The sequence below is a fragment of the Pseudomonas morbosilactucae genome, assembly GCF_023241665.1.
In the GTDB taxonomy this organism is placed as follows: Bacteria; Pseudomonadota; Gammaproteobacteria; order Pseudomonadales; family Pseudomonadaceae; genus Aquipseudomonas; species Aquipseudomonas morbosilactucae.
This window is the reverse complement of sequence record NZ_JALQCX010000023.1, coordinates 1-4,288: the sequence shown is the minus strand read 5'-3', so window position 1 is coordinate 4,288 and position 4,288 is coordinate 1. Positions and strand designations below refer to the sequence as shown.

The 4,288-nt window shown below is 64.7% G+C and carries 5 protein-coding genes; all 5 read right to left on the bottom strand.

All coding sequences use genetic code 11. The features are described 5' to 3' along the window. Positions 1-207 precede the first annotated feature (207 nt). Positions 208-927 carry a GGDEF domain-containing protein gene (locus tag M1B35_RS13590; protein ID WP_268262189.1) on the bottom strand — a complete coding sequence of 240 codons (720 nt, stop codon included), beginning with the start codon at positions 925-927 and terminating at the stop codon, positions 208-210. Then, entirely contained in the window at positions 924-1,712 is a 789-nt protein-coding gene (locus M1B35_RS13585) for a cache domain-containing protein (RefSeq protein ID WP_268262188.1), read from the bottom strand. Before M1B35_RS13585 ends, M1B35_RS13590 begins: the two co-directional genes overlap by 4 nt. A gap of 297 nt (positions 1,713-2,009) precedes the next feature. Continuing rightward, positions 2,010-2,561: an NADPH-dependent FMN reductase gene (locus M1B35_RS13580; RefSeq protein ID WP_268262187.1), complete on the bottom strand. Its 552-nt coding sequence runs from the start codon at positions 2,559-2,561 to the stop codon at positions 2,010-2,012. Further along, positions 2,558-3,088: a cupin domain-containing protein gene (locus M1B35_RS13575; protein ID WP_123335705.1), complete on the bottom strand. Its 531-nt coding sequence runs from the start codon at positions 3,086-3,088 to the stop codon at positions 2,558-2,560. The genes M1B35_RS13580 and M1B35_RS13575 overlap by 4 nt, the downstream gene beginning before the upstream one ends. Positions 3,089-3,148: 60 nt before the next feature. Beyond that, on the bottom strand, positions 3,149-4,264 hold the full coding sequence (locus M1B35_RS13570; protein WP_123335703.1) for an alcohol dehydrogenase catalytic domain-containing protein: 1,116 nt from the start codon (positions 4,262-4,264) through the stop codon (positions 3,149-3,151). Positions 4,265-4,288 lie beyond the last annotated feature (24 nt).

Genomic DNA, 4,288 nt, shown 5'->3' with positions numbered 1-4,288 from the left:
CTTGCCGGCGATGGCGGTTTCAAGGGCCCTATCGCTGGCAAGCCAGCTCCTACAAAGACAGCGGGCGCTGGTCATAATTGGCGGCAGGTGTGGGCGCAAGCTTCAGTGCCCTTGTAGGAGCCGGCTTGCCGGCGATGGCGTTTTCAAGGGCATCATCGCTGGCAAGCCAGCTCCTACAAAGGCAGCGTCTACAAAGACGGCCGGCGTCTAGGGGGTGGTGTAGGCCGTGCGGTTGCGGCCGGCGGATTTGGCGGCGTACAGTGCTTGGTCCGCCAACTCGATCAGGCGCTCCTGGTGACAGGTTTCATCCGCCCCGAGGCAGGTCGCGCCGCCGGCACTGACGGTGATCATCCCCAATGGGCTGCCCTGGTGCGGCAGCCCGGCGCGTTCGATGTCGTGGCGGATGGCCTCGGCCACTCTGCGAGCCCCCGCCTCGTCGGTGTTGGGCAAGACCACGGCAATTTCCTCACCGCCATAACGGGCCACCATGTCCCCCGGGCGCCCCACGCACGCCTGGATCAAGCGGCTGATGTTTTTCAAACATTCATCACCCGCCAAGTGCCCGTAGTGGTCGTTGTAACGCTTGAAAAAATCCACATCGATGAGGATCAGCGACAACGGCAGGCCGCTGCGCTTGGCCCGTTGGAATTCAACGTCGAGAAAGGCATCGAAACGCCGGCGGTTGGCCAGGCCGGTGAGTTTGTCCTCGGAGGCCAGCACCTCCAGGGTCTGGTTCAACTCCAGCAAGCGCGACCGGCTGTCCATCAACGCCTGCTCGGCGCTGATGCGCCGGTTGATGTGATTGATCAAGCGCCGGCCCAGCACCAGCAGCAACCCCGACAGCAACAGGACCACCACCGCCGATTGCTTGGACTGGCTCCACCAGGCACCCAGGGCTTCGTCCTTCCCCACTGCCACGGTGGTCACCAGCGGATACTCGGCGCTTTTGCGGAACGCGTAGAGGCGCCGTACCCGTCGACCTTGGAGATAAAGTCCGCCGTGCCCGAACGGGTGTCTGCCAAGGCCTGAGCGAAGATCGGCGCCGAAGACAGGTCACGACCGATGTCCTCCTCGTGAAACGGATAGCGCAGCAGAAGGCGCCCTTGGTCCGAGGTCAAGCTGATGACCCCGGTCTGCCCGACCTCGATGCTCTTGTAGAAGCTCAGCAAATAATCAAGGCCAACCGTGACCGACAGCACCCCGGCAAAGGAGCCGTCGCCATGGTCGATCCGCCGGCTCACGGAAATCACCCAGGCGCCCGTGACCCGGCTGCGAATCGCCGGGCCGATAAACACCTCCCGCGAAGGATGGTCACGGTGGTAGGTGAAAAACTCACGGTCGCTGGCATTGGTGCGCTTGGCGATGGGATGGGTGGAGAAGCGCCAGTTGCCCTGGTCGTCATACCAGGCCATTGAGTTCAACTGCGGCAGCGCCGCCATCTCCTGCTCCACCACCGACTTCAGGCGCTGCACGTCACCCGGGTCATCGCCCAGGTTCTCGATGCGCTCGGTCAGCCCGATCAGCACCAACTCGCTCTGCTTGAAGATGCCTTCGGTGTAGGTATTCAGGGCGTTGGTCAGGTTGACAGTATCGGTCTGGATATCACTCAGGGTGTTCTGGCGAGCGGTCCAGATCTGCCATAGGGTCATCAGAATGACCGATGAGCACACCAGGTAGGTCAGCAATGAGGCAAGCCGAAGGTCGCGTTTCAAAGGGGCAGCACCGAAAGCAGGAAGAGCAGCTATAAGCCGAAAACCTCAGGATAGGCGACGCCGTCGAAGCTGCGGTGACTGGGCTCTTTCCGGCCCCATGCAACCGCCACCCTCCTGCCTGGGAAACTGGCCACGCACGGCCCAGTGATTCCATATCGCTGTTATCGGCAACGCGGTCGATTGCTGTAATGCGCCGCGGCCAAGAATGTTGCGCCGGGCTGGGGAGGTGAAGTGTTGCCGGCGCATCGGCGGCTCGGACGAAGGCGACCTCCGCGCCCTCACCCGCACCGTGCGCGTTTAGGAGGCTTGGGCTTGCTCGATCAACAGGCCGACCCCAGCCATCAGGAAACTGCGCGCCGCTTCGTCCACCAGGCGCCCGTCGACGATCTTGCCGGCCACGCTGCCGATCACGATCTGCGGATAGACCACCTGCCGTGCCTGCACCGCCCACAGGGTTTCATTCAATTGCTGATGGGCCCGGGCGCCGCCGGTAAAGGCCGGCGAGGCGGTAAAGGTCAACACCGCACGCCCGGTCAGCACCGAGCGACCGTGGGGCCGGGACAACCAGTCGAGGGCGTTTTTCAGCACCCCGGACATGCCGTGGTTGTACTCCGGCGAACCGATCAACAGGCCATCGGCCGCCGCCACCGCCGCGCGCAAGGCCAGCACCGCCGGTGGCGCGTTCGGGCCGTCATGGTCTTCGTTATAGGGCGGCACATCCTGCAAGCTGTGCAGCGTCAGGCGCACCTCGGACGGCAGCGCTTCGGCCACGCTGAGCAGCACGGCACTGTGGGCCGAGTGCCGACGCAGACTGCCGGACAGGCCCAGCAGGTTCAGGGTCGCGCTCATGGCTGGCCTCCCTGGGCCAGGCCCTGCATAAACACCGCGGCCCGGGCCGGGCGTTCGGACTTGTTGCGCCAGGCATGCCGGGTGCCCTGCTGGATCACCACGTCGCCGCTGCGCACCAGGCGCTGCTCGCCATTGTCCAGTTCCAGCCACAACTCGCCTTCGAGGATCACCACATAATCCAGGGTCGGCGTGCGGTGCATGCCCGGCGCCTCGGGTTCAAAACACTCGATCAGCCCCGGCAGCGCCTCGACCATCTCGCCCAAGGCCCGCTGCGGGTTCAGGGGCGCGGCCATCACCGAATCCGGCGGCAGGCTGATCATCAATAAGGACGAGCCGCCCACCCCTGGCAGCAACGAGCCGCCAAAGGTGCTCTGGTCGGCGTCGGATGCACCGTCGCGGCTCCACACCTGACTGAAGCCATAACCCGGGATGTCACTGAAATCCTTGGCCCGCGCTGCACTGGCGTCGCTGACAAACACCGACTTACCCTGCTCGTCGTGGCCGGTTACCACTCTACGAATCTGCATACTGCCCTCTCCTGCCCTGGCGTTGACCGGGGCGCGCCAGGCGGCGGCCCCGACCTCGGTTCAAGGACGAATCACGAAGTTGCCAAAACCGCCCTGGCGATTCTCGATGCCGCTGATGGCCTGGTTGACGTCTTCCAGGGCAAACACGCTGTGCTCGAAAAACGACAAGTCCAGGGCGCCGGACTCGACCATGTCGGCCATGTTCTGACCCTGGCCGGTGGTGAACCAGGCCGAGCCGCTGAGCTGGATGTCGTTGTCCATCATCCAGTGCAGGTCCAGGGGCACTTCACCGGACACCGCGCCGATGTTCACCAGCACGCCACCACGGTGCAGGCCACGCATGGCCTCCACCAGGCCGGCAGCCGGGGCGCCCGGGCCAAGAGCGTCGATCACCGCGTCCAGGCCTTCGCCGCCGGTGATGCGGTCGGTCCACTCGTAGGTCGGGCACGAGCCCAGGGAGAGGATCTCAATGCGCCCTGGTGCAGCCAGGTCCTTGACCCGCTGGAACAGGGTTTCGTTGCGCGCGGTGCCGAGGATCTTGCGCGCGCCCATGGCCAAGGCCAGGGCCACCGCGCCGAGGCCCAGGGTGCCGGTGATGCCGTTGATCAAAACGGTGCTGCCCGGGCCGACATTGGCCTTGAGCAAGGCCCGGTAGGCAGTGCCCAGGTAGCCCAGGCGCGCGGCGGTTTCAAAGCTCAGGTTGTCGGGCAGGCGCACCAGGCTGTACTGCGGCGCGGGCATGTATTCACAGAGGCCGCCGTAGGGGTAGTCCTCGAACATCCGTGGGCTGCGCGGGGTAAAGCCGAAGTAACCGTTGAAGGTGTAGGCGCTGCAGCCAGTGGTGTTGCCGGCGCGGCAGGCGCGGCACGAACCGCAGTAGCGGGCCGGGTTGACGTAGACCCGGTCACCGGGCTTGAAGTCGTAGACCTGGTCGCCCACCGCCTCGATCACCCCGGTCGGGTCCAGGCCGAAGATTGCCGGCAGCTTAGGCAGCGGCAGATGGGGGAACCATTTGACCCAGTTAGTGAGGATGTTGTGCAGGTTGGGCACGATGCCGCAAGCGGCGACCTTGACCAGCACTTCGGTGGGGCGAATCGCCGGGACTGGCACCTGTTCGATTTGCATCGGCTGGCCGCCTTCGTACATCCGTGCCGCACGCATCATTTTCGGGCTCATCACATTCTCCACACTTTTTGTTGT

Bases quoted from the DNA above. Each gene is read 5' to 3' on its own strand.
- M1B35_RS13580 (WP_268262187.1), bottom strand. From the start codon at position 2,561: ATGAGCGCGACCCTGAACCTGCTGGGCCTGTCCGGCAGTCTGCGTCGG.
- M1B35_RS13575 (WP_123335705.1), bottom strand. From the start codon at position 3,088: ATGCAGATTCGTAGAGTGGTAACCGGCCACGACGAGCAGGGTAAGTCG.
- M1B35_RS13570 (WP_123335703.1), bottom strand. From the start codon at position 4,264: ATGAGCCCGAAAATGATGCGTGCGGCACGGATGTACGAAGGCGGCCAG.